Raw genomic sequence first — 23,555 nt, 5'->3', positions numbered from 1 at the left:
CGTCGCCGATGCGAGGTAATCCAGTTCCTGGGCGGCACCGGACGGTGCGCCTCCGCCCGACATATAGGGAGCCTTGCCCGCATGAGTGAAGTGGCCGAGACGACACAGGACCCCGCCGTTCTCGTCGCGGAGGTCGAGGCGCTCGGCGCCCGCCTCGCCCGGGTGCGCGAGTCCGTCGGCCGCGTCATCTTCGGCCAGGACCTGGTGATCGAGCGGACTCTCATCACCCTGCTGTCGGGCGGGCACGTGCTGCTCGTCGGCGTGCCGGGCCTGGGCAAGACCAAGCTGGTCGACACGCTCGGCACCGTGCTCGGTCTCGATCCGCGCCGCGTCCAGTTCACCCCGGACCTGATGCCGGCCGATATCCTGGGCTCCGAGGTCCTCGAGGAAGCGGCCGACGGCAAGCGCGCCTTCCGCTTCATCAAGGGCCCGATCTTCTGCCAGCTGCTGATGGCGGACGAAATCAACCGCGCCTCCCCGCGCACCCAGTCCGCGCTTCTGCAGGCCATGCAGGAACACCGGGTCGCCATCGGCGGCGAGATCCACCCCCTGCCCGCCCCCTTCCACGTCCTCGCCACGCAGAACCCGATCGAGCAGGAAGGCACCTATCCCCTGCCCGAAGCCCAGCTCGACCGCTTCCTGCTGGAAATCGAAGTCGGCTACCCCGACGAAGCCGCCGAGCGCGCCATGCTGCTCGCCACCACCGGCGCCCGCGAAGCCAAGCCCGTCCAGGCCATGACCGGCGCCGAGCTCATCGCCGCCCAGGCCCTGATCCGCCGCATCCCCGTGGGCGAACAGGTCCTCGACGCCATCCTGAAACTGGTGCGCAGCGCACGCCCCGAGACCACCAACCTCGAGACCGTCCGCCAGAACCTCTCCTGGGGGCCCGGCCCGCGCGCGGCCCAGGCCCTGATGCTCGCCACCCGCGCCCGCGCCGTGCTCGACGGCCGCCTGGCACCGTCCATCGACGACGTCATCGCCCTCGCCGAACCCGTCCTGCGCCACCGCATGGCCCTGACCTTCGCCGCCCGCGCGGACGGCGTGCGACTGAGCGAAGTGATCGACGCACTCAAGGCCAGCCTGGGGTAGGGGACGGTGGCACAGGTCGCGTTGGAGAGGGGCGCCGCCCCTCTCCAAACCTCTCCCTGCCAAAGGCCGAAGGGCCTTTGGGAACCAGTTTCAATCGGGGTGGAGAGGGAGGGGGCGTCACCCGCGCGCCCTCGATCGCAGGCGCGCCATGCCCCCTCCCTCTCCACCCCGATCAAGTCGAGGGTTCCAAGGGCCTTAAGCCCTTGGCGGGAGGGGTCCGGGGAGGGCGGCGCCCTCCCCGGCGCGCGCCCGTGACCACCGTTCCCGTCCCCTGGGCCGAGGCCCTTGGTGCGTCGCTCCCGCCGCTCGTCGTGCAGGCCGAGCGTGTGGCGGCGACGGTCATGCAGGGGGTGCATGGGCGGCGGCGGCCGGGGCAGGGCGATGCCTTCTGGCAGTTCCGGCCGTACCTGCCGGGCGATGCGGCGGCGCGGGTGGATTGGCGGCAATCGGCCAAGTCCGACCGGCTGTTCGTGCGCGAGACGGAGTGGGAAGCGGCGCAGACGGTCGCGCTCTGGTGCCAGGGCGGGCCGGGGATGGACTGGCGGAGCGGCAAGGAATTGCCGACCAAGCGCGTGCGGGCGGAGTTGCTGCTGCTGGCCTTGTCGGCGCTGCTGCTGCGGGGCGGGGAACGGGTGCGGCTGTTCGGCCTGCCGCGGGCCTTCGCCGGGCGAGGGGCGCTGCGGACCATCGCGCAGTCGCTGCCGGCGGCGGCCGAGGTGGCGGAGGACGGGCGGATTCCGCGCCATGCGCGGGCGGTGCTGATCGGGGATTTCCTCGCGCCGCTCGAGGAGACGAGGCGGGTGGTGGCGCAACTGGCGGCGCGGGCCGTGCGGGGCCATCTGCTGCAGGTGCTCGATCCTGCGGAAGAGACCCTGCCCTTCACCGGCCGCGTGCGCTTCGAGGCGCTGGGCGTGGCGGAGCACGCGCTGGTGCCGCGGGTGGAGGGTGTCCGGGCGCTCTATGAGGAACGCCTGGCGCGGCACCGGGACGGGCTCGCGGCGCTCGCCTCGGCGTCGGGCTGGTCGTTTGCGACGCACCGGACGGACCAGCCGCCGGAGGCGGCCCTGATGGCGCTGCATCGCAGGCTGGCGCCCGGCTGATGTGGCATCTCGGTCCCCTGGCCTTCGCGGCGCCGTGGCTGCTGCTGGCGTTGCCGGCGCTGCCCGTCCTGTGGTGGCTGCTGCGGGTGAGTCCGCCGGCGCCGCGGACGCAGGCCTTCCCGGCGATCCGGCTGCTGCGGGACCTGCCGCCGACGGAGGAGACCCCGCACCGCACGCCGTGGTGGCTGCTGCTGCTGCGGCTGGTGGCGGCGGCGCTGGTGATCATCGGCCTGGCGCGCCCGGTCTGGCAGCCGCAGGCGGGCGGCGGCGGGTCGGGGCCGCTGCTGCTGGTGGTCGACAATGGCTGGGCGGCCGCGCCCGATTGGCCGGCGCGGGTGGCCGCGGCCTCGGCGGCGCTGGATGGGGCGGCGCGGGAGGGGCGGCGCGTCGCGCTGCTGACCACCGCGGCACCGGAGACGGGCGAGCCGATCGCCGCAACCGGGCTGGTGCCGGCGGAAGAAGCGCGGGCGCGCCTCGCGGCCCTGCGGCCGCGCGCCTGGGCGCCGGACCGGGTGGCGGCGCTGGCGGCGCTCAATGCCTTCCGGGCCGCGAATCCTGGGCCCTTCGCGACCTTCTACGTCGCGGATGGCGTGGAACATGCACCCGCGGGCAGCGCCTTCACCCCCTTCGCCGGCGCGCTGACCGACGCCGGGCCGCTGACGGTGGCGCGGGCCGAGGCGCGCCCGGCGCGGATATTGCCGCCGCCGCGCGCCGAGGCTGACCGGCTGGTGGTGCGCGCGCTGCAGACGCCGGTCGCGGCGCCGAGCGAGGCGAACGTCCTGGCCCGGACCAGCGACGGGCGGGCGATCGCCTCGGCGACGCTGTCCTTCCCGGCGGGTGCGACGGAGGCCGAGGCGGCGCTCGACCTGCCGATCGAGATCCGCAACCAGGTCGTGCGCCTGGACCTGGAACCCGAGGCGGGCGCGGCGGGGACGGTGCTGCTGGATGAGCGGTTCCGGCGGCGGCCCGTTGGCCTCGCCGCGGCGATCGAGACCTCGGCCGATGCGCCGCTGACCGGCGATCTCTATTACCTGGAACGTGCGCTCGCACCCTATGCCGAGGTGCGGCGCGGGACGCCGGAGGCGCTGCTGGGCCGGCGGCTGGCGGTCATGATCCTCGCGGACCGCGAGGTGCCCGAGGGGCGCGAGCGCGAGGCGCTGACCCGCTGGGTCGAACAGGGCGGGATGCTGATCCGCTTCGCCGGGCCGCGGCTCGCGGAACGCCCCGACCCGCTTCTGCCGGTCGGGCTGCGGGCGGGCGAACGGCAATTGGGCGGCGCGCTGTCCTGGGACCGGCCGCAGACGCTGGCACCCTTCCCGGACGGGTCTCCCTTCGCGGGTCTCGTGCCGCCGGCCGAGGTGACGATCGAACGCCAGGTGCTGGCCGAGCCCTCCCCCCGGCTGACCGAACGGTCCTGGGCCCGGCTGGCGGACGGGACGCCGCTGGTCACGGCGGTGTCGCGCGGGCAGGGGCGGATCGTGCTGTTCCATGTGACCGCGAATGCGGAGTGGTCGAACCTGCCGCTGTCGGGCCTGTTCGTGGACATGCTGCGGCGCCTGGTCGCGCTGTCGGCCGGCGTGCAGGGGGCGGAGAGCGAGGCGCCGCTCGCGCCGCTCGAGATGCTGGACGGCTTCGGGCGGCTCGGCCCTGCGACGCCGGCCGCCGCGCCCATCCCGGCGAACAAGGTGGAGGAAACGGTGGCCTCCCCGCGTCATCCGCCGGGCTGGTACGGCACGCCGGGCCAGGCGGAGGAGGCCGCCTGGCGGCGGGCGCTGAACCTGACGGCGCATCTGCCCGCGCCGCGCGCATCGGCGCCGCCGCCGGCCTCGGCGCGGATCGAGAGCGTGGGCGGGGTGCCGGGCGAACGTGACCTCGGGCCATGGCTGTTGGCGCTGGCGCTGCTGCTGCTGGCGGCGGACCTGGTGATCTCCCTGATCCAGCGCGGGCTGATCGGGCCGCGCTGGGCGCGGGCGGCGGCCGTCGCGCTGGCGCTTGGATTGGCCACACCCGCCATGGCGCAGGAACCGGATGGCGCGGCGGCGAATGCGACGCGGCTCGCCTATGTCGTCACCAGCGACAACCAGGTGGACGAGGTCTCGCGGCTCGGGCTGCTGGGGCTGTCGGATTTCGTGAACCGGCGCACGGCGGCGGGGCTGGCGGAACCGGCGGCGGTGGTGCCGGGGCGGGACGACCTGTCCTTCTTTCCGCTGCTCTACTGGCCGGTGCTGGCGGATGCGCCGCAGCCGGATGCGGCAATGGTCGCCGCGCTCAACACCTTCATGCGCAATGGCGGGATCATCCTGCTCGACACCCGCGACGAGGGCACGGGCGAAGGCATGAACCCCGGCGCGCGGGCGGCGCTGCGGCGGGTAACACGGGACCTCGCGGTGCCGCCGCTCGCGCCGGTCGCCGAGGACCATGTGCTGAAGCGCGCCTTCTACCTGCTGCAGGATCTGCCGGGGCGGTTCTCGGGCGGGCAGGTCTGGGTGGCGCGCGACCAGGACCGGGCGAATGACAGCGTCAGCCCGGTGATCATCGGCGGCCATGACTGGGCGGCGGCCTGGGCGATCGACAGCCGCGGGCAGAATCCCTACGCGACGATCCCCGGCGGGGCGCGGCAGCGGGTGCTGGCCTATCGCTTCGGCGTGAACCTCGTGATGTACGCGCTGACCGGGAACTACAAGGGCGACCAGGTGCATGTGCCGGCCATTCTCGAGAGGTTGGGGAATTGAGCGCCGTGGTCGGCATTGAGGGAGCGCTGCCCCCTCAAGCTCCCCCGCCGAGGGCCGAAAGGCCCTCGGAACCCGTAACGGTTTCCAAAGGCCTTTCGGCCTTTGGCGGATGGGGTCCGGGGAAGGCAGCGCCTTGCCCGGCGGCGCCATGACCCAGACCATCGCCGGCATCGACTTCGCCCCCGTCCTGCCGCTCTGGCTGCTTGGCGCCGCGGCGGTCCTCGCAGTGTTGGCGTTGGCGCCCGCGGCGTGGCGTCGTGCGCGCGGCACGATCTGGCGCGCCGCGACCTTCGCGCTGATGCTGCTCGCGCTCGCCAATCCGCGCCTCGTCGAGGAATCGCGCGAGACGCGCCCCGACATCGCGCTGCTGGTCGTCGACCACAGCGATTCCACCACGGTCGGCACGCGCACCGCGCAGATCGAGGCGGCGCGGCGCGAGATCGAGGCGCGCGCCGGCCGCCTGCCCGAACTGGAACTGCGCACGGTCGAGGTGCCCGAGGCCGGCAACCAGGGCACGCGGCTGTTCGCCACGATCGAGCGTGCGCTCGCCGAGATCCCTCGCGCGCGCCTCGCCGGCGTCATCGCGCTGACGGATGGGCAGGCGCACGACATCCCCGCTGCCTCCCCCTTCGATGCGCCCTTCCATGCGCTGATGCCCGGCCGTGCGGGGGAGACCGACCGGCGGCTGCGCGTCATCGAGGCGCCGGGCTTCGGCATCGTCGGGCGCGAGGTCGAGATCCGCGTCGCGGTCGACGACCTCGGCGTGCCGAACGCGCAGGGCGCCGCGCGGCTGACCATCCGCCGCGACGGCGAAGCCGCGCGGACCGAGAGCGTCCCGATCGGCCGCGACCACCGCATCGCCGTGCCGATCCAGCGCGGCGGCCCGACCGTCGTCGAGATCGACGCCGAGGCACGGCCCGGCGAGGTCAGCACCCGCAACAACCGTCAGGTCGTGACTATCAACGGCGTGCGCGACCGGCTGCGCGTGCTGCTGGTCAGCGGCGAGCCCCATGCAGGGGAACGCACCTGGCGCCGCCTGCTCAAGGCCGACCCCAATGTCGACCTGGTGCACTTCACCATCCTTCGCCCGCCGGAGAAGGACGACCTGACGCCGCTGAACGAGCTCGCGCTGATCGCCTTCCCGGTGCGCGAGCTGTTCCAGGTGAAGCTGCGGGAATTCGACCTGATCGTCTTCGACCGCTTCAGCAACCGCGGCATCCTGCCGGTCGCCTACCTGCGCAACATCGCCGACTACGTGCGCGGCGGGGGCGCGTTGCTGATGTCGACGGGCTCCGAGTTCAGCGGGCCGGTGTCGCTGGCGCTGACGCCGCTCGGTCAGGTGCTGCCGGCGCGGCCTTCGGGGCGGCAGAACATCGTGGCGGAAGGGGCGTTCCGCCCGCGCGTCTCGGGCCTCGGCTTCCGCCACCCGGTGACCGAGGGGCTTTCGGGTGCCAACACCGAACAGCAGGCCGAGGCGCAATGGGGCCGCTGGTATCGCTGGCTGCGCGCCGATGCCCGCAGCGGGTCGACTGTGATGGAAGGCCCCGACGGGGCGCCGCTGCTGGTGCTGGACCGCGTCGGCGAAGGGCGCGTCGCGCTGCTGCTGTCCGATCACATCTGGTTGTGGTCGCGCGGCCATGACGGGGGCGGGCCGCAGCAGGAACTGCTCCGCCGCATCGCCCATTGGCTGATGCGGGAGACGGAGCTCGAGGAAGAGGACCTCGCCGCGCGCATCGAGGCCGGGCGCCTGACCGTGACGCGGCGCAGCCTCGCGGAAGGCCCGCCGCCCGAGATCACCGTCACCGCGCCCGATGGAACCGTGACGCGCGCGCGGCCGGAGGAGGCCGGAGGCGGCCGGGCGACACTGTCGATGCCGGCCACCCAACCCGGGGTCTGGCAGGCGACGGATGGGCGGCGCACCGCCTTCGCGGCCTCGGCGGCGACCAATCCGCTCGAGGTCGCGGACCTGCGCGCCGACCCCGAACGGCTGAGGCCCTTGCTGACCGGAACCGGTGGGGTGGCCCGGTTCATGGGCGACGGCGCGTCGCCCGGCTTGCCCGAGTTGCGGCGCGTCGCGCCGGGTCGGGACGTCGCCGGCCCCGGCTGGATCGGGCTGCGGCGGAACGGGGACCACACCGTGACCGGGATCAGCGCATTGCCCCTCCTGCCGCCCTGGCTGGCGCTGGCGCTCGTCATGGGGGCGGCCGTCATGGCCTGGCGGCGGGAAGGGCATTGACGGCGGCGCCATCGTCCGTCGCGCCCCGTTTGCCGGAAGGCCATTCCGGAACCCGAAGCGCGGCGCCCGCGGTCCGGAGAAGGCACCCCCGCAGCCGCCCTTCCGGATGTCGTGTTTTCCCTCGCCGCCGAACCGGCGTAAAAGCCCGGTCATGAGAAGGTCCCTTCCCCTCCTCGCCGCCGGCCTCGTGGCCCTGGGCGCCCTGCCGGCCGCGGCCCAGTTCGCCGGCCCGACGCCGCCGACCTCGACCACGACGCAGCAGCCGCCGCCACCGGCCCTGCCTGGCCTGGCGGCGCGGCGCGCGCCCGAGCCGATCCCGGCCGACCCCAACGCCAACCTGGCCCCGACCGCCGCGCTGTTCGACGCGGTGAACCGCGGCGACCTGGCCGCGGCGCGAGATGCGGTCGGTCGCGGCGCGAGCCTCGAGGAACGCAACGTGCTCGGCATGACCGCGATCGATTCCGCGGTCGACCAGGGGCGCAACGAGATCCTGTTCTACCTGCTCGCGGCCCGCACCACCGCCCGCGGTCCGACGCCGCCGGCGGAAGCGGCCCTCACGCCCGCCCAGCGCGCCGCGCGCGACCGCGCGATCCGGGAGGAAGCGGAACGCTCCGCACGCGCCGCCGCCGGGCTGCGCGGCACCGGGCCCACGCGGCTCGGGCCTGCGCCGTCGACGCGGCCGCGGCTGTTCGCCAATGACGGCGGCGCGGCGCGACCCGATATCGGCTTCCTGGGTTTCGATGCCGGACGTTCGTCCGGCGGGGCGCCGGCGCGCGAAGCGCGGCCGCGACGCGGCTGACGCGCGCTATTCGGCGGCGAGGAGCTGTTCCGCCGCCGCCGGATTGCGCAGTTGCACCAGCGTGAAGATCCCCGCCGGCGGGCAGGGCTCGATCGATTCGACCTTGGTCGCCTCGGGGTCGAGCAGGTCGCGCAGCGCGAAATCGGGATGCCAGCCGAGCCGGCGCGACAGCGGCGCCATGGCACGCTCGATCCACCAGCGCGGACCGCCCTCGGCGGCGAAATGATTGACGAAGAGCAGGTGTCCGCCGGGGCGCACCACGCGCGACATCTCGGCGAACAGCTTCTTCGCGTCCGGCACGACCGAGGCCGTGAACATCGCCACCGCGATGTCGAAGGACCCGTCGGCGAAAGCCATGCGCTCGGCATCCATCTCGAGCAGCCCGCGGACATTCGCGAGCCTCTCGGCCTCGACGCGCTGCTTCGCGATCTCGAGCATGTGGCGGGAGAGGTCGATGCCGATCACCTGCAGGTCGCGCCGGTACTGCGGCAGGGCAAGGCCGGTGCCCACCCCCACTTCCAGCACCCGCGGGCCGGTCAGCCGGTTGACGGCCGCCACGGCGCGCCGCCGGCCGAAGCCCGAGACACCGCCGAACACGGTGTCGTAGACGCCCGCCCAGCGGCGATACGCCTCGCGCACGCTTTCGGCGTCCAGCGCCGCCCGGGCGTGCCCGCGTTCCTCGGCCCCTTTGGCCAATCCGATGTCCGCCATCGCGTCCCTCATGCGCGGCCCAGGAGGGTGGTGCCGCGAGTCGCCGGGCGCCGGGGACCGGCTGCCTGCAACGACGTTCGGTAACGCAGCGGGGTCGGCGGCGCAAGCGCCACAGGGACCGTTCCGGCTTGCGTGAACCGCCGCGCCCGCGCGGCCGGCGGCAGCCTCACCGCCGGGCCCGGTCCGGCAGCGCGACCAGAATCCCGCCCCCCGCGATCACGGCCATGCCCACCAGCGTCAGCATGTCGGGCACATCCCCGAACACCAGCATGCTCGCCAGCACCGCCCAGATCATCTGGGTGTAGGACATGGGGGCGAGCAGGCTCGCCGGCGCGCGGGCGTAGGCGAGCACCAGCAGCCCGTGGCCAAGCCCCCCCAGCACGCCGAGCATCATCAGCGCGCCCCAGCCGCCGGCGGAGGGCCAGACCCAGTCGAAGGGCAGGGCGGCGGAAGTCACGAGCGATGCGGCGAAGCTGGTGTGCAGGATGGTGGTGCGCGGGTCGTCGATCGCCGCCAGCTTGCGCGTGAGGATCTGGTAGACGGCGAACAGCGCGGCGGTACCGAGCGGCAGCAGCATCGCCCAATGCACCGGCGCGGTGCCGAAGATGAAGGGCGGGCGCAGCAGCACCACCACGCCCAGGAGCCCGATCCCCACCCCGGTCCAGCGCCGCCAGCCCACCGGTTCCTTCAGCCACACCGCCGCGAGCGCGATCGTCAGCAGCGGGGAGGCGAAGCCGACCGCCGTGGCGTCGGCCAGGGGGATGTGCACGAGCGCCATGGTGAACAGCAGGTTGCAGAAGGCGAGCGTCAGGCTCCGCAGCGTCTGCAGCCCCGGCGCCCGCGACCGCCAGGGGATCTGCCCCGTGATCACCCGCATCGCCAGCGTGACGGTCAGCACGCCGAAGAAGAAGCGCGCCCACATGACCTGCACGACGGGAAAGCCCGCGGTGAGGAGCTTGATGATGGTGTCCATGGCGACGAAGGTCGCGAGCGCTGCGAGCTGCAGCGCGACACCGGCAAGGCGTGATTGCATCGGGCCCATACCATTGCCGCGCTGCGTGGCGGCGTGAAGGCGTCCAATGCGGGGTTCAGCCCCGCCCGGCGCGCGCCGCTTCCAGGATGTCGCGGAACAGCCGCGCCGGCAGGCCGCCGCCGGCCACCCCTTCCATCGGCGTCGCATCGTCGTTGCCGAGCCACACGCCCATGACCAGCCCGCCCGCCATGCCGATGAACCAGGCGTCGCGATTGTCCTGCGTGGTGCCGGTCTTGCCGGCCACCGCAAGGCCCGGGACCGCCGCCGCGCGTCCGGTGCCGCGCGCGACCACCGCCCCCATCATCCGCCGCATCGCCGCGGCCTGGGCGGGCGAGATCGCGGGGCTCGGCGCCGGCGGCAGCCAGGCGACGGGGCGGCCCTCGGCGCGGGCTTCCGCCACGCCGAAGGGCGCGACGCGGTTGCCGCCATTGGCGAAGGGCGCATAGGCGGTGACGAGGTCCAGCAGCGTGACTTCCGACGTGCCGAGCGCGATCGAGGCCTCCCGCGGAAACGGCCCCGGCAGGCCGACCCGCTGCGCCGCCGCCGCCACCGCGCGCGGCCCGCCGGCGCGCTGCATCACCCGCACGGCGGCGGTGTTCACCGAATGGGCGAAGGCGTCCTCGATGCTGATCTCGCCGCGCGTCCGCCAATTGCCGTTGCCCGGCGACCAGCCGCCCAGGTTGACCGGCCCGTCGCCCACCAGGTCGTCGGGCGAGGCGCCCGCCTCGATCGCCGCGAGGTAGACGAAGGCCTTGAAGGCGGATCCAGGCTGGCGCCGCGCCTGGGTCGCGCGATTGAAGGGGCTGCTGCGGTAGTCGCGCCCGCCCGCCATCGCGCGCACCGCGCCGGTCTCGGCATCGATCGCGACCACCGCCCCCTGGCTGACGCCGGCGGCGCGGCCGGGCCCGGTCAGCAGCGCCTCGAGCCGCGCCTCCACCGCCGCCTGCAGGCGGGAATCGAGCGTCGTGCGCAGCGTCAGGTCGCGGCCCGGCGGGGCGCGTTCCGCCAGGCCCTCCCGCACCCAGTCGGCGAACCAGCCGGCGTCGCGCGACGGCGCGGGCGGGAAGCGCAGGCGCTCGGCTTCCTGCATGGCGACGGCGGCGGTCAGCGCGCCGGTCTCGACCATGGCGTCCAGCACCTCGACCGCGCGGCGTACCGAGGCGGAGGGGTTCACCCGCGGATTGAGCCGCGAGGGCGCACGCGGCAGGCCCGCCAGCACCGCCGCCTGGCCCGGCGTCAGACGCGCCGCCGGCACGCCGAAGTAGAGCCGCGCCGCCGCATCCACGCCGAAGGTCCCGGCGCCGAGATAGACGCGATTGAGGTAGATCGTCAGCAGCTCGTCCTTGGTGAAGCGGCTTTCGAGCCACAGCGCCAGCAGCGCCTCCTGCACCTTGCGCCGCAGGCTGCGCTCCGGCGTCAGGAACAGGTTCTTCGCCAATTGCTGCGTGATGGTGGACCCGCCCTGCACCACCCGCCCCGCCGTGACGTTCACGACGGCGGCGCGCACAAGGCCAATGAGGTCGAGGCCCAGATGATCCCGGAAGCGCCGGTCCTCGATGGCGATGAAGGCGGCCGGGACATGGGCGGGCAGATCGCGCAGCCGCACCGTCTCGCCATAGAGGTCGCCACTCGTCGCCAGCAGCGCGCCATCGGCGGCGAGCAGCGTCACCGACGGGCGGCGCGTCGCCGCCAGCGCATCCTCGGGCCGCGGCAGGTCCCAGGCCAGGACCACCAGCGCGACGAAGCCGGCGACGAGACCCCAGGCGACCAGGATCGCCGCCCAGCCGAACAGGCGCGAGGTCAGGCCGCGGCGACGCGGCGGGGCGGGGGGTGCTGGTCGGACAGGCGCAACGCGGGGGGCACGCCGCACCCGCGGCGCGACGGCACGGGGCATCTAGTGGGTGCTTAGCATGAGGAAGGGCGGGGGGAAGGGAACTTCCCCCCGCGCCCCCCAACCTTCTTTGCCATTTGGGGCCTTCGGGACACAGGCGGTCAGTCCGAGGGGCAGGTCGCGGCGCGACGCTGGGACCAGGCGGCGCGGTGCAGGGCGTAGGGGTCCAGTGAAAACGCCTCGGCCTGGGTCAGGTCGCGGTGGATCTCGGCATAGTCGGTGAAGCCGAGGCCCGAGGCCCAGGCCGTCACGGCCTCCGAGCCCACGGCCTGCGACAGCGCGACGCCGGTCACCATCTGCGCCACGGCATCGCGCAGCGAGGACGGGCCCAGCACGGGCAGCACCAGGTAGGGGCCGGCCGGCACGCCCCAGCGGCAGGCGGCATCGCCGAGCGTGAAGGGACGCGGTGCGTGGCCACGCTCGGCCGCCGCATCCTGCACGCCGCCATAGCCGAGCACCGTGTTGATGCCGAAGCGCATCGCGGCGTTGCGGGCGATCTCCACCTCGCCGGCCAGCAACGCGTTCACCGCCGTGACCGGCTCGCCGAGATTGGACAGCGCCCGTGCGATACCGGCCCGAACGGGCTGCGGCGTCGTCTCGACGTAGAAGGACGCCACCGGACCCAGCACATGCTGCCGCAGCAGGTCGTTGAAGGCCTGGATGCCGCGGTTCGCCTCCTCGAAGGGATCGGGTGGCGCCTCGGCGCGGGCGGGCGCGGCGAGGAGGATCAGCAGCAGCGCGGCGACGCGAAGGACCATCGGTGGGCCTCGGGCAGGACGGTTCGGCGACGATGCTACGCGATCGTGGCGGCCCTGCGTCAGCGACGCATGTCCTCGGCGATCAGGTCGGCGGCCTTCTCGGCGACGCTCAGCACCGTCGCGTTGATGTTGCACACGGGGATGTCCGGGAAGACCGAGGCATCCGCGACCCGCAGCCCCTCGATGCCGCGGAAGCGCAGCCGGGCGTCCAGTGGCGCCGCCGCATCGCCCCCCATCCGCACGGTGCAGGACGGGTGATAGACCGTCCCGCCTGTCGCCTTGGCGACGGCGAGCAGCGCCTCGTCGCTCTCGGCCTGCGGGCCGGGGCGAACTTCGTGCGCGACGACGCCCTGCAGCGGCGCGGCCGCCATCCAGCGACGCGCCAGGCGCAGGCCGCGCACGACGCAGGCCTCGTCGGCGCGTTCGGTCAGGAAGCGCGGATTGATCGCGGGGGCGTCCTCGGGGCGCGGGGACTTCAGCGTGACGGACCCGCGGCTCTGCGGCCGGCACTGCCAGACGCCGAGGGTGAAGCCGGGCTCGGTCTCCGGCACGCCGATGCGGCCGTCCTGCCAGGACAGCGGGCCGCCGTTGATCTGGACGTCCGGCGCCTCGAACCCCGGTTCGGTGCGGGCAAACAGCGACATCATCCCCGGCGACCAGGTCAGCACGCCCTTGCCGGTGGTCATCCAGCGCAGGACCTCGAGCCCCAGGCGCGGCCAGACGATGCGGCGGTTGGCCGACCAGCGATGGTCGGTCAGGCGATAGGTCAGCCGGACGATGTAGTGGTCCTGCAGATTCCGCCCGACGCCGGGGATGTCCATCAGCGGCGCGATGCCGTGGCGGGCGACCTCCTCCGCCGGGCCGATGCCCGAGAGCAGCAGCAGGTGGGGCGATCCGATCGCGCCGGCGGCCAGCACCACGCCGAAGCGGGCGCGGATCAGGCGTTCCTCCCCGCCGCGACGGATCAGCACGCCGGCGGCGCGGCCGTCCTCGACCACGATGCGCAGCGCCAGGCTCTCGTCGATCACCGTCAGGTTCGGCCGCGACAGCGCCGGCACGAGATAGGCGCGCGCGGCCGAAATGCGCCGCTGCCCGCGCCGCGTCTGCTGGAAGGTGGCGAAGCCTTCGCGCCGCGGGCCGTTCATGTCGGCGTTCACCGGCAGGCCGATCGCCTCGGCCGCCGCGGCGAAGCGGTCGAGCAGCTCGGGGCGCTCGGCCAGGTGCTCGACCGGCTGCGGCCCCTGCGTGCCGCGCCCTTCCCCGCCGCCGGCGAAGGATTCGTGGCGCTTGAAATACGGGAGCAGGTCGTCCCACCCCCAGCCGGCGCAGCCCTTCTGCGCCCAGAGGTCGTAATCCGACGGATCGCCGCGCACATGGCCGAGCCCGTTGATGGAGGACGACCCGCCCCAGACGCGCCCGCGCGGGTACTCCAGCGCGCGGTTGCCCGTCGCGGCATCCGGTTCGGTGCGGAAGCCCCAGGTCAGCTTCCTGTGGTTGAGGATGCGGGCATAGCCGGCGGGGATGTGGATGTAGGGGTGGCGGTCCTTGCCCCCGGCCTCGATCACCGCGACGGTCGACCGCCCGTCGGCCGAGAGGCGATTGGCCAGCACGCAGCCGGCACTGCCGGCGCCGACGATGACGTGGTCGAAGGTGTCATTCATGCCGCACATCAGAACGCGGTAATCAGCCACGGTCCAGCGGATCGCCAATCGCTAGCGGTTTCGTCCCGTCAGCCTCGCGTGCAGCACAGCCGTTGAGCGGCCGAGACATCGTCACCGTCCCGAAGTGTTCGATGAAGGATTTGGCTGGAGCGAATCGAGCACCGCGCTGCATTGAGTTGCAGTTGATCCACGTGAGCCCCCCGGGATTCCGCCCGAGAAAGTGCCCCATGGAACGCAATTGGAGTCGTCGCCGGGCCCACGTCCGCCGTTTGAAGTCAGGCAAGTGCGTATACGTTCGCGATACTTGGCAAGGTCGTGATCTCGCGCCGCCGAATCGACGACGGCGCAGTCGGCCGTGCCCACGATGCGGCGCGAGAATTTTCAGCGTTCCAATGCCGAATGGCGGATGGGCGCATTTCGAGGGAGGTACCGGACTGCGCCGCGTCAAGCACCCATGCTTGCATGTCGCGGAGGGCCTAGGGCACGGGCGTGACAGCGAGACGCTCGATCTGTTTGACGACTGGAAGCCGTAGAAGCGTCGGTCATTCAATCATCATCGCCGCGCGGCGCGTCCCCCTGCTCCACCGCCGGCACCTCGCGCGCCACGGCGAGGATCAGCCGCCGCAGCCAGGCATGGCCGGCATCGCTCTCGAAGCGGCGATGGAACAGCATCGACAGGCGGGTGTGGCGGATCTCGACCGGGCTCTCGCGCACCTTGAGCCCGTGCGCCTCCGCCAGCGCCAGGGCCAGCCGCGCGGACAGCGTCATCACCATGTCGGTGCGCTGCAGGATCTCCGGCACCGCCGAAAGATGCGCCACCACCGCACCGAGGCGCCGCTGCTTCCCCCGCGTGGCGAGCGCCACGTCCACGGCGCCGTTGCGCGATCCGTTGGGCGAATGCAGCAGGTGGGGGAAGGTGATCAGCCGGTCCTCGGTGAGCACGCCCTCGGCCAGCGGATGGCCCTCGCGCATCAGCGTCTTGAATCCCTCGGGCAGCAGGCGGATGCGCGTGTAGATCGCCGGCGGCTCGGGCAGCACGCCGAGCGCGAGCTCCGTCTCCCCGCGTTCGAGCAGCTGTTGCCAGTTGGTCCGGTCGGCGTGGCGGACCGCCAGCAGGCAGCCCGGCGCCTCGCGCGCCAGGCGCTGCACGACGCGGGGCACCAGTACCGCCTCGGCATACTCGCTGAAGGCGACCGGGAAGACGCGATCGGAGGTCGCAGGATCGAAGGGCGCGTGGACCGCGAGCGTATCGCGCAGCCGGTCGAGCACTTCCGCGACCGGGCCGGCGAGCGCGAGCGCCAGTTCGGTCGGTTCCACCCCGCCGGGCCGGCGGAGGAACAATTCGTCGTTCAGCGCCGCGCGCAGCCGCGCGAGCGCGTTGGACACCGCCGGCTGGGACAGGTTCAGCCGCCGCGCCGCCCGCGTGACGTGCCGTTCTCGCGCCACCGCGTCGAAGACGCGCAGCAGGTTGAGGTCGAGGGTGGAGAGGTCCGCCATTCGCGCCGGTGATGATGGACGTTCGGAGGTCCCGTTGGAAGCCGGGGGACCGCAGACGCATGTTCCCCGCCAACGGAAGGCCGCGGGCCTTCACCAGATGGGATCCACGACGATGATCGATACCCGGACCACCACCCCCTATGCGGCCTTCCTGCTGCGCGTGAGCATGGGGCTGCTGTTCCTTGCCCACGGCGCGCTGCTGAAGCTCGGCACCTTCGGCATCACCGGCACGATGGGCTATTTCGGCTCGCTCGGTTACCCGCCCTTCTTCGCGATCCTCGTCATCGCGGGCGAGATCGGCGCGGGCATCGCCCTCATCCTCGGCGTCGGCGTGCGGGCGGTCAGCCTGCTGGCCCTGCCGATCATGATCGGTGCGACCCTGCAGCACCTGCCCAATGGCTGGATGTTCAGCGCCCGTGGCGGCGGCTGGGAGTTCCCGGCCTTCTGGACGGTGCTGCTGCTGGTCCAGGCGGGCCTCGGCGCCGGCGCCTTCGCCCTCGACCTCGGCCGCCTCACCGGCCGCCGGAGCGTCCCCGCGGCGGCCTGACCGGCCCCGCTCCGCGCAGGGACCGAAGCGGGGGAGGACAACCTCCCCCGCTTTTCGTTTGCGCCGGTCAGCGCGTCCCGTTGCGCGGCGGTGCCGTCAGGCTTTCGGTCTGGACCCGGCCGGAGGTCGTTCCCGGACCCGGACCGGGACCCGGCGTGATCACCGCCTGGGGCGGCGCCGATCCCTGCGGCGGGGCGGCCGGAGCCGCATTCGACGCCGGCGCCTGGGCCGTGCGCATGAGCTCGGCCCGCAGCGGATCGGAGGCCGGGTTGTGGGCCTCCATCCCGACCACGACCTGGCGCGGCGAGATGTCACGGCCGAAATAGTTCCGCATGTACTGGCTGCGCGCCGACAGGATGGCGCCGTCGAGCGAGATGCCCGCGAACAGGCCGCGCGCGCGGGCGATGGTCACGATGTCGCCGCCGACCGCCGCCGTCGTCGACCCCGAAATCCCGCGTCCCAGCGTGCCGAGCGCCACATTGGCGTCGGCCCCCACCCGGAACTGGCTGTCGAGCACCGCATCCAGCGCCTTGTCGTTCATGATCAGCATGACGACCTGCGCGTCCTGCACGCCGATCTGCAGCCCGACCGAGGCGCCGCCCATCGTGTAGAAGGCGGGCGAGGACCAGGATCCGCCGCCGTCGCGTGCCACCAGGACGCAGTCGCCGCCCTGGCCTGCGATGACGAAGCCGCCGCGGATGACCTGCGGGCAGATCATCGCGGCGCGCGCCCGCCCGAGCAGCGACCGCGCATCGGCGCTCATGTCGCCGAGGTCGAACACCTCCCGCAGGGACAACGCCGCCCGATCGACGAGCGTCTGCTCCTCGGACTGCGCGCGGGCTTCCCGCCCGACAAGGACCACGGCGCAGAGCGCAACGGCGAAAAGGGCGAGACGGCGCATGAAGCGAACCTCCCAAGCCTTTGAATGTCCGTCCTTCTAACCGTGGTTCTCGGGCAACACAAAGGTTTCGCGATGCCGAAAGCGTGAGCCCGGGGTTCCGGCCGCGACGACAAGGCGCTGCTTGTGCCCGCAGACACTGGGTGGACCGCACCCGCGGTCCTTCGCCTCGGCGTGCCTCAGCCCTCGATGGGCGGCGGCGTCCAGGGTTCCTCGTTGACCGCGGCGACGCGCCAGTCGCGCCCATGCTTCTCGATCCGGGTCAGCGAGAGGTTCTTGATGCTGAACACCAGCGCCTGGTCCGGCGTCAGCCCCATCGCATGGGCCAGCGCGGCGCGGATCGATCCGCCATGGGCGACGATCACCACGTCCTGCCCTTCGAGCAGCGTCGCCATCCGTTCCATCACCGCGGCGACGCGGGCCTGGACCTCGCGGAAGGATTCGCCGCCGGGCGGGTGCTCCTCCCCGCCATGGGGCCAGAAGGGATGCGGGGGGTGGCGCAGCAGGGCCGGCAGCGCCTCATGCGGGATGCCCTGCCATTCGCCGAGATGCTGTTCGGCCAGGTCGGATTCCGCGTCGAGCTCCGCTTCCGGGTAGCCGGCGGCGAAGATCGCCGCGGCGGTGGCCCGCGTGCGCGACAGGTTGGTCACGAACCATCGCGCCGGCTGCGGGAGGCGATGCGCGAGCCAGCGATAGGACGCCGCCTCCTGCCGGAGCGCGAGGTCGCAGAGCGCCACGTCCATCGAGCCGTAGAGCACGGCGCGGGCCGAGGGTTCCACCAGGGCATGGCGGACGAGGAAGAAACGGGTCGGGGTCACGCCAGGCGCTCTACCGCACCCCGCGCGGGCTGACGAGGCCCGTGCCAGGATGGCAGCCATGGACATCATGCTGCACAGCGCCTGGATTCCGGGCGCGATCGGGGACATCGCCGCGCTCCATGCCCGCACCTATGCGGCGAGCCACGGCTTCGAGGCCTATTTCGAGGCCAAGGTGGCCCGCGAACTGGGCGAATTCCTGCTGCGCTTCGATCCCGCGCGCGACCTGTTCCGCTGCGCCGCGGGCGAAGGGCGCGTCCTCGGGTCGATCGCGTTGGATTGCGGGGAGGACCCGGGATCGGCACATCTGCGCTGGTTCATCCTCGACCCCGCCCTGCGCGGGAAGGGCCTGGGGCGGCGATGGCTCGCGGAGGCGGTGGACCAGGCGCGCCGCCTTGGCCTGCCGGAGATCTACCTCTGGACGCTCTCGGGGCTCGATGCCGCGACGCACCTGTATGAACAGGCGGGGTTTCGCGTGACCGAGGAGGTCGCGGCGCAACAATGGGGGCGGCGCGTGGTGGAGCGCAGGATGGCGCTGCGCCTTGCGTGACGGCGGAGGGGCGCCGCCCCTCCGGACCACCCCCGCCAAAGGCCGAAAGGCCTTTGGAAACCGATACCGGGTTCTCGCGGTCCAGGGGGCCGCAGCCCCCTGGTGGGGTGGCTTGGAGGGGCAAGGCCCCTCCAATCCTCACTCCCCGATGTTGAGCAACGCCCCCCGCACCCGCGCCTGGTGGAACTGCGCCAGGAAGATCCACGCGGCCAGGGCGAGCCACACGCCGTCCAGCGCCACCGCCCAGGCCAGGTGGTCCCAGGCGATGCGCCCGTCGATCAGCGCCGCGCGCATGCCTTCGAAGACATGCGCCGCCGGGATCGACAGCGCGACCGGCTGCAGCCAGGGCGGCAGCACCGCGACCGGGTAGAAGACCGCGGCGAAGGGCGCGATGCCGAACATCACGCCCCAGGCCAGCGCCTCGGCCCCCGCACCGTGGCGCAGGATCAGCGCGGTGACGGCAAGTGCGACCGCCCAGCCCATCGCCATCAGCGCGGAGACGAAGACCACCAGCACCGGCCCGAGCTTCCAAACGCCGAAGCCATACAGCATGAAGGCCAGCAACATCGCCGGCAGCACCGCCGCGACGGTGCGCAGCACGCTCATCGCCGCGAGGCCGGTGACCATCTCCCACGGCCGCAGCGGGGAGACGAAGATGTGCCCCAGGTTGCGCGACCACACCTCCTCGAGGAAGGAGATCGCGAAGCCCATCTGGCTGCGCAGCGTGATCTCCCACAGCAGCACGCCGCCGAGCAGGACGCCCGCGGCGATCGTCGCCGTGTTCTGCTGCACGCCCGCGAGATAAGCGGTGATGAAGCCCCAGACCACCATCTGCAGCACGGGCCAGTACATGAGTTCGAGCACCCGCGGCCAGGATCGGCGGTAGAGCGCGAGGTGCCGGTAGACCAGGCCCCAGATGCGGCGTGCGGAGGACGCGCCCATCACAGCGCCTCCGCCCGCTCGCGCCCGCGCGCGATGTCGAGGAAGACCTCCTCGAGGTCGTCGCGGCCGTATTTCGCGAGCAGCGCGGCCGGGCTGCCCTCATCGACCACGCGCCCGCCCTTGAGCATGAGGACGTTGGCGCACAGCCGCTCGACCTCGGCCATGTTGTGGCTGGCGAGCAGGATCGCCGCGCCAGTTTCCGCGCGATACCGCTCGAGCGCGCTGCGCACCCAGTCGCCGGTGTCGGGGTCGAGGCTGGCGGTCGGTTCGTCGAGCAGCAGCAGCGCGGGCGTGTTGATCAGCGCCTTGGCGAGTGCGACGCGCGTCTTCTGCCCCGCGCTGAGCTGCCCCGCCGGGCGGTCGGCGAAGTCGCCCAGGTCGAATTCCGCGACGAGGTCGGCGATGCGGCGTTCCATCTCCGGCACGCCGTACAGATGGCCGTAGACGCGCAGGTTCTCCCGCACCGTCAGCCGGTGCGGCAGCGCGATGTAGGGGGAGGAGAAGTTCATCCGCGCCAGCGCCGCGAAGCGGTCCGTCGCCATGTCGTGGCCGAGCGCGAGCACGCGCCCCGAGGACGGCACCAGCAGGCCGAGCAGCATGGCGATGGTGGTGGACTTGCCCGCGCCGTTGCCGCCGAGCAGCCCCCAGGTCTCCCCGCGCGGCATGGTGAAGCTGAGGCCGTCCACGGCCGGCCTGGCGCCGGGGGTGTAGGTCTTGGTCAGGCCCTCGACGAGCAGCGCCGGCGTTTCCATTCCGCCCATATCGGACGGCGCGGGGGCGCCGCCAAGTCACGAGGCCGGGCGACGGCTTTCGATCAGGCGTCCCTGGAACAGCGTGATGCCCATCTCCCACCCCCAGGCGATGGCGGCGGGGCGGTCGACGCCGCCCAGCACGACGGCGTCGGGTGCCGCGGGCAGGACGGCGCGCAGCGCCTCGGCGCCCGTGCTGCCGAGGGCCGGAAGGCCCGGCGACCAGCGCAGCCGCACGCGGTCGAGCCCCGCCCGCGCCGGCGGCAGACCGAGCAACGCCGCCGGGCCCGCCGCATCCAGCATCACGCGGTGCCCGCGCGCGACGAGGACATCGCGCGCGAAGGCGAAGCCCGCGGGGTCGGCGGCGATCTCCTCGGCGGCGATGGCGACGGTCAGCGCGCCGCGCAGCGCCGCCGGCCAGAGTGCGTCGAGGCGGAGGCACTCGGCCGAGGTCACCGCCTCGATGCCGAGGGCGAGGCAGAGCGGGCCCGTCTCGCGAAGCTCGTCCGCGCGGGCGAGGCCGGCGAGCAGCCGGCGGTCGATGGCGCGGCGGAAACGGCGCGCGAGGGCGGGCACGGCGGCAAGGTCGCAGCCGGGCAGCAACGTGGCCGCGACGTCCCCGGTCGCGATGCGGCGATCCTCCCACAACGGATCGGGCGCGCCGCCGACGGGCGTCAGGCGGCAGACCTTCCGCCGGCGCAGGAAGGCGGTCATGTCGGCGGTGAGCAGGGCGCGCTCGGCCTGGGCGATGGCCGTACCGTCCGGGGCGCGCCCGCCCGGCGGCCGCGCGGCGCGCGCCGCGGCGGCGAGGCCGAGCGCCTCCTCCACCGCCGCCAGCACCGCCGCCGCCTGGTCGGGCAGGCGGAGCAGGGCGAGCGCGGCCTCGGCTTCCGCCGGTTCGAGCATGGCGGCGAGGGCGGCATGGGCGGCGGCGAGGCCATGGCCCGGCGGCGCTTCCACCGCAGCCATCCCGGCGCGGGGCAATTCGAAGGACCGTACGCGGGAGGACCGGCGCAACCCCGCCCAGGCTTCGCGCAGCAGGGCGAGATGCGCGGGGCGCCGTCGCGCGGGAGCGAGCCGCTCGGGCCGCAGGATCAGCACGCGGCGTTCGGCGCCGGCGGCCATCGTCTCGCGCACCAGGGCCGCGAGCGCCACCGCCCCGGCCGCGCCCGGCGGGGCGCCGAGGGCGCCCAGCACCGGCACCTCGGCCAGCATCATGGCGGCACCAGCCCGCCGAGGCGCGGCAGGTCGCCGCAGCCGTCGCGCCCCTCGGGCGCCGCGGCGGCGCCGCGCGCGGCGCAGAGCGCGCGGGTGCAGCCGCCGGCGTGCGGGCAATCGGCCATCCGCGTCGCGGCCATCAGCGCGGCGATCCAGGGCCCGGCATAGCGGGCGATACCCATGCCGAGGCCCCACTCCAGCGCCTCGGGCCCGTCGCAGCCGGTCAGCACCAGGCGCGCGGGGTCGGTGCGGCGCAGCGCGGCGGCGGTGGCGCGACCGGGAAAGGCGGGCGACCAGCGCAGCAGCAGCAGGTCGGCCGGCAGGGACTCGGGCGCCAGCAGGCCGAGCGTGGCGGCGTCGAGACCGCGCACGGCAAGGCCCCAGCCGGCGCGCGCGAGTCCGGGACGGCGCGCGGCGAGACCTTCGGCCAGCGCCTCGGGCGCGGAGAGCACGGCGATCAGGGCAGCCGGCGAGGGCGGGTCGTCCTCCTCGGCGGGAGGGGCGTCGGGCAACAGCGCGGCGGGCAGGTCGACCAGCAGCGGCACCGGCGGCGCGGCGCCGAGCAGCCCGGCACGCTGCGCCGGATCGGCCAGCCAGGCGAGCAGCCGCGCCCGCAGCCGGTCGCGCGCGTGGCGGGCGAGGTCGCGATCCTCCGCCGCGGCGCCGAGATGCGGCGCCAATGCCGCCCGCGACAGCCGGAGGCGCAGCAGGGCAAGGCGCCGCGGCTGCCCGGCCGCGACGTGCAGCACGCCGTCGCGACGCAGCAGCGCGGGCAGCGGCGCGGCGTCCGCGGCCGCCTCGATCCCTGCGGCGGTGGGCGCCACCGGCCCGGACGGCGGCACGGGCCCGAGGCCCGGCAGCGCGGCGAGCGGCGCCAGTTCCTCCGGCACGGCGAGCCGGCCGGGCGCGGCGCCGAGCAGGCGGGCGAGCAGCGTCGCGGCGCGCTCGGCGGCGGGCGGGTCGGCCTCGGTCAGCAGCAATTCGCCGGTGGCGGCGTGCAGCACGGCGCCACCCCGGCTGGCCCCGGCCTCGGCCAGAAGGGCAACGGCGACGCGGCGGCGGGCGGCATCCGCGGGGGCGGCGACGCGCAGGGCGATGCGACCGGGCGGGCCGCGCAGGGCGCGGCGGATAGCCTCCGCCCCCGGCCCGGGGGGAAGGACCGTCGCATCGACGGCCGGCGAGACATCCTGCGGCGGCATCCCCTGCATCCTGCGGAGGCACGCCGGAACCGCCGGCGCGCCACCCCATGCTGCAGGTCGCGGGTGAAGGAACCGTATGTGACGGATCCCCATCGAAAACCGCCGCGCGACTTGCTATATTGCGGAAAGTTCACGTCCGGAGACGCCAAGACCCATGCGCCGCACTGGCCGCTTCCTCACCGCGCTCGCCGCGCTCGCCCTGGTCCTCGTGCCCGTGTTGGCCGAGGCGCGCCCGGGCGGGGGCAGTTCCTCGGGCAGCCGCGGGAGCCGCACCTATTCCGCGCCGCCCTCGACGCAGACCGCGCCGTCGGGCGCGCAGCGCTTCGACCGTACGGCGACGCAGCCTTCCTCCCCCGCGACGGCGCGGCCGGGCATGGCGCCCGGCGCGCAGCCGAGCCGCGGCTTCTTCGGGTCCTTCGGTGGCGCGCTGCTGGCCGGCGGGCTGATCGGCGCGCTGCTCGGCTATGGGTTGTTCGGCGGCGGGGCCGGCTTCGGGGCCGTGCTCGGCATGCTGCTGCAGGTCGCGCTGATCGGCCTGCTGGTGATGCTCGTCGTCCGCTTCTTCCGTCGCCGCCAGGCGCCGGCGGTGGCGAGCGGCCCGCAGGGCTACGCCTTCCAGCCGCAGCCCGAGCCCAAGGCCTTCGGCGGCACCGGCGGGATGAAGGCGGCGGCGCCGGTGGATGCGCCGCTCGCGATCGGCCCGTCCGACTACCAGGCCTTCGAGCAGACGCTGAAGGACATCAACGCCGCCTGGTCGCGTCGCGACCTGCAGGGGCTACGCGCGGTCGCGACGCCGGAGATGGTGTCCTACTTCGCGCAGGACCTGCGCGACCTCGAGGCGCGCAACTGGCGCAACGAGACGCGCGATGTGCGCCTGGAGCAGGGCGACCTCGCCGAGGCCTGGAGCGAGGAGGGCGAGGACTACGCCACGGTCGCGATGCGCTTCTCGATGCTGGATGCAACCTTCGACAACGCGACCAACAAGGTCGTGGAAGGCAGCACCACGCAGCGGACCGAGGCGACGGAGCTCTGGACCTTCGTGCGCAAGGGCCCGGGCGGGAAGTGGATGCTGTCGGGCATCCAGCAGACGCAGCCGGCGTAACGACCGTCGGTGGAGAGGGGCAAGGCCC

20 protein-coding genes are annotated in these 23,555 nt (G+C 73.8%); 8 read left to right on the top strand and 12 right to left on the bottom strand.

Going from position 1 to position 23,555, the window contains the following annotated elements; all coding sequences use genetic code 11:
- The first annotated feature begins 81 nt into the window (after positions 1-81).
- From GWK16_RS08980 to GWK16_RS08960, 5 genes are all read left to right on the top strand, one after another.
- The gene (locus GWK16_RS08980) at positions 82-1,089 is read left to right on the top strand and encodes an AAA family ATPase (protein WP_170053578.1); all 1,008 of its coding nucleotides are present in this window, start codon (positions 82-84) and stop codon (positions 1,087-1,089) included.
- Between the two features lie 251 nt (positions 1,090-1,340).
- Positions 1,341-2,189: a DUF58 domain-containing protein gene (locus GWK16_RS08975; protein ID WP_338144438.1), complete on the top strand. Its 849-nt coding sequence runs from the start codon at positions 1,341-1,343 to the stop codon at positions 2,187-2,189.
- The gene (locus GWK16_RS08970; protein ID WP_211187206.1) at positions 2,189-4,921 is read left to right on the top strand and encodes a DUF4159 domain-containing protein; all 2,733 of its coding nucleotides are present in this window, start codon (positions 2,189-2,191) and stop codon (positions 4,919-4,921) included. Before GWK16_RS08975 ends, GWK16_RS08970 begins: the two co-directional genes overlap by 1 nt.
- A gap of 148 nt (positions 4,922-5,069) precedes the next feature.
- Positions 5,070-7,157 (top strand): hypothetical protein, encoded by a 2,088-nt coding sequence (locus GWK16_RS08965; RefSeq protein WP_170053577.1) that lies wholly within the window; start codon positions 5,070-5,072, stop codon positions 7,155-7,157.
- A 151-nt stretch (positions 7,158-7,308) separates the two neighbouring features.
- Positions 7,309-7,956, top strand: a complete 648-nt coding sequence (locus GWK16_RS08960) for an ankyrin repeat domain-containing protein (protein ID WP_170053576.1) — start codon at positions 7,309-7,311, stop codon at positions 7,954-7,956.
- Between the two features lie 6 nt (positions 7,957-7,962).
- On the opposite strand, the gene GWK16_RS08955 is transcribed toward GWK16_RS08960, so the two are convergent.
- The 6 genes from GWK16_RS08955 to GWK16_RS08930 all read right to left on the bottom strand — a co-directional run bounded on the left by GWK16_RS08955 (position 7,963) and on the right by GWK16_RS08930 (position 15,507).
- Positions 7,963-8,667 (bottom strand): class I SAM-dependent methyltransferase, encoded by a 705-nt coding sequence (locus tag GWK16_RS08955; RefSeq protein ID WP_170053575.1) that lies wholly within the window; start codon positions 8,665-8,667, stop codon positions 7,963-7,965.
- Positions 8,668-8,833: 166 nt separating this feature from the next.
- Positions 8,834-9,700: a DMT family transporter gene (locus GWK16_RS08950; protein ID WP_170053574.1), complete on the bottom strand. Its 867-nt coding sequence runs from the start codon at positions 9,698-9,700 to the stop codon at positions 8,834-8,836.
- Between the two features lie 55 nt (positions 9,701-9,755).
- Positions 9,756-11,594 carry a transglycosylase domain-containing protein gene (locus GWK16_RS08945; protein WP_170053573.1) on the bottom strand — a complete coding sequence of 613 codons (1,839 nt, stop codon included), beginning with the start codon at positions 11,592-11,594 and terminating at the stop codon, positions 9,756-9,758.
- Positions 11,595-11,692: 98 nt separating this feature from the next.
- Positions 11,693-12,349 carry an MlaA family lipoprotein gene (locus tag GWK16_RS08940; RefSeq protein WP_170053572.1) on the bottom strand — a complete coding sequence of 219 codons (657 nt, stop codon included), beginning with the start codon at positions 12,347-12,349 and terminating at the stop codon, positions 11,693-11,695.
- Between the two features lie 59 nt (positions 12,350-12,408).
- Positions 12,409-14,010, bottom strand: coding sequence for a GMC family oxidoreductase (locus GWK16_RS08935; RefSeq protein WP_170053571.1), 1,602 nt, complete (start codon positions 14,008-14,010; stop codon positions 12,409-12,411).
- Positions 14,011-14,556: 546 nt separating this feature from the next.
- Positions 14,557-15,507 carry a LysR family transcriptional regulator gene (locus GWK16_RS08930; RefSeq protein WP_170053570.1) on the bottom strand — a complete coding sequence of 317 codons (951 nt, stop codon included), beginning with the start codon at positions 15,505-15,507 and terminating at the stop codon, positions 14,557-14,559.
- Positions 15,508-15,619: 112 nt separating this feature from the next.
- Here GWK16_RS08930 and GWK16_RS08925 point away from each other — a divergent pair, with 112 nt between their 5' ends.
- Positions 15,620-16,054, top strand: a complete 435-nt coding sequence (locus tag GWK16_RS08925) for a DoxX family protein (RefSeq protein ID WP_170053569.1) — start codon at positions 15,620-15,622, stop codon at positions 16,052-16,054.
- A gap of 67 nt (positions 16,055-16,121) precedes the next feature.
- Here the strand turns inward: GWK16_RS08925 and GWK16_RS08920 are convergent, their stop codons facing one another.
- Together GWK16_RS08920 and GWK16_RS08915 are read right to left on the bottom strand one after the other, a co-directional pair.
- Positions 16,122-16,955 carry a lipid-binding SYLF domain-containing protein gene (locus GWK16_RS08920; RefSeq protein ID WP_170053568.1) on the bottom strand — a complete coding sequence of 278 codons (834 nt, stop codon included), beginning with the start codon at positions 16,953-16,955 and terminating at the stop codon, positions 16,122-16,124.
- A 176-nt stretch (positions 16,956-17,131) separates the two neighbouring features.
- A complete protein-coding gene (locus GWK16_RS08915; RefSeq protein ID WP_170053567.1) occupies positions 17,132-17,770 on the bottom strand; it encodes a histidine phosphatase family protein in 639 nt (212 codons plus the stop codon).
- A gap of 58 nt (positions 17,771-17,828) precedes the next feature.
- Between GWK16_RS08915 and GWK16_RS08910 the strand changes: the two genes are divergently transcribed.
- Entirely contained in the window at positions 17,829-18,317 is a 489-nt protein-coding gene (locus tag GWK16_RS08910) for a GNAT family N-acetyltransferase (protein WP_170053566.1), read from the top strand.
- A gap of 138 nt (positions 18,318-18,455) precedes the next feature.
- Here GWK16_RS08910 and GWK16_RS08905 read toward each other — a convergent pair whose 3' ends face one another.
- The 4 genes from GWK16_RS08905 to GWK16_RS08890 are packed head-to-tail and all read right to left on the bottom strand — an operon-like array spanning position 18,456 to position 22,425.
- Positions 18,456-19,259 (bottom strand): ABC transporter permease, encoded by an 804-nt coding sequence (locus tag GWK16_RS08905; protein WP_170053565.1) that lies wholly within the window; start codon positions 19,257-19,259, stop codon positions 18,456-18,458.
- Positions 19,259-20,011, bottom strand: a complete 753-nt coding sequence (locus GWK16_RS08900) for an ABC transporter ATP-binding protein (RefSeq protein ID WP_170053564.1) — start codon at positions 20,009-20,011, stop codon at positions 19,259-19,261. Before GWK16_RS08900 ends, GWK16_RS08905 begins: the two co-directional genes overlap by 1 nt.
- A 36-nt stretch (positions 20,012-20,047) precedes the next feature.
- On the bottom strand, positions 20,048-21,226 hold the full coding sequence (locus GWK16_RS08895) for a hypothetical protein (protein ID WP_170053563.1): 1,179 nt from the start codon (positions 21,224-21,226) through the stop codon (positions 20,048-20,050).
- Positions 21,223-22,425 carry a hypothetical protein gene (locus tag GWK16_RS08890; RefSeq protein WP_170053562.1) on the bottom strand — a complete coding sequence of 401 codons (1,203 nt, stop codon included), beginning with the start codon at positions 22,423-22,425 and terminating at the stop codon, positions 21,223-21,225. The genes GWK16_RS08895 and GWK16_RS08890 overlap by 4 nt, the downstream gene beginning before the upstream one ends.
- Before the next feature lie 154 nt (positions 22,426-22,579).
- On the opposite strand from GWK16_RS08890, the gene GWK16_RS08885 reads away from it, so the two are divergent.
- Entirely contained in the window at positions 22,580-23,527 is a 948-nt protein-coding gene (locus GWK16_RS08885) for a Tim44 domain-containing protein (RefSeq protein ID WP_170053561.1), read from the top strand.
- Positions 23,528-23,555: the final 28 nt, after the last annotated feature.

Origin of the sequence: Neoroseomonas marina, assembly GCF_012927745.1 — a bacterium.
Lineage (GTDB): Bacteria > Pseudomonadota > Alphaproteobacteria > Acetobacterales > Acetobacteraceae > Neoroseomonas > Neoroseomonas marina.
The sequence above is the reverse complement of the archived record's forward strand: the minus strand, read 5'-3'. Positions and strand labels throughout refer to the sequence as shown.